General features: G+C 50.6%; 1 protein-coding gene and 1 pseudogene. Both read right to left on the minus strand.

The window, feature by feature from the left end; translation table 11 throughout:
* A pseudogene (rplM, locus tag ABYP33_RS19465) lies at positions 1 to 84 on the minus strand (50S ribosomal protein L13); the annotation flags it as partial.
* Positions 85 to 194: 110 nt separating this feature from the next.
* On the minus strand, positions 195 to 1,143 hold a 949-nt coding region (gene zapE / locus ABYP33_RS19470; protein WP_373093041.1), incomplete at its 5' end, for a cell division protein ZapE.

The raw sequence follows: 1,143 nt of genomic DNA on the forward strand, positions 1-1,143 counted from the left end.
CAAACGACCCAATGTTTTTTCGGCGGCGTCTACTACGTACCAGTCATGTATTACGTCACTGGGTTTTGCGCTTAAGGTTTTCATGTGTCTCGCCTATAGGGCCCGTACCGAACAAAGAGCGCGAATACTACATAAGCGCCACAGATTTTTCAAGCGGAATGTTTGCTTTTCTGAATGTATAGCGCCAAACACCGTCATGGACGATGCTCTTGCCCGAGGTAGACCTCAGACTGCATTTCCAGAAGCCGACTCTGAGTCCGCTCAAACTCAAAATTCAACCGGCCGCCAGTATACAGATTCTCTAGCGATACTGCAGCCGACAAAACCAATTTAACGTTGCGATCGTAAAATTCATCGATCAAATTAATAAAGCGCCGCGCCTGATCGTCACGACCCACACCCATTTGCGGCACATTACTAATCACCACCGCATGAAACACCCTCGCCAATTCAATATAATCATACTGACTGCGGGGGCCGTCACAGAGCTCGTCGAAATCAAACCACACCACATCGTCCGCAACATAGCGAGCCTGTATCTGGCGCCCCTCAATATCCAGCCGGTGATCAGCGGTCGCCGCTTCCGGCGCCAACCGCTGAAAGCTGCGCATCAAGCTCTGCTCTGCGGCCTCACCCAATGGCTGATAATACAACTCCGCCTGCTCTAAGGCGCGGAGGCGATAATCTACCCCTCCATCAACGTTAACAATTTCTGTTCGCTGATTTATGAGAGCAATCGCCGGCAGAAAGCGCGCTCGCTGCAAACCATCTTTATACAAACCATCAGGGATAATATTAGACGTTGCCACCAAGACCACGCCGCGCTCGAACAAGCGCTCAAACAAACCCGCCAAGATCATTGCATCGGTAATGTCTGAGACAAAAAATTCGTCAAAACAAATTACCCGCGCCTCATCGGCGATGCGGTCAGCCACAATCACCAGGGGATTCTTTTCACCCGAAAGAGATTTCAACTCTTTATGAACCTGCTGCATAAACCGATGAAAATGCGCTCGCAGCTTATCCTCAAATGGCAGGGTATCGAAAAAGGTATCCATCAGATAGGTCTTACCACGACCCACCCCGCCCCAAAAATACAAACCCTTGATATCTGCAGCAGGGCTGTGGGCGCGCCGTGTCAGG

It is taken from the genome of Zhongshania sp., from assembly GCF_041584495.1.
In the GTDB taxonomy this organism is placed as follows: domain Bacteria; phylum Pseudomonadota; class Gammaproteobacteria; order Pseudomonadales; family Spongiibacteraceae; genus Spongiibacter.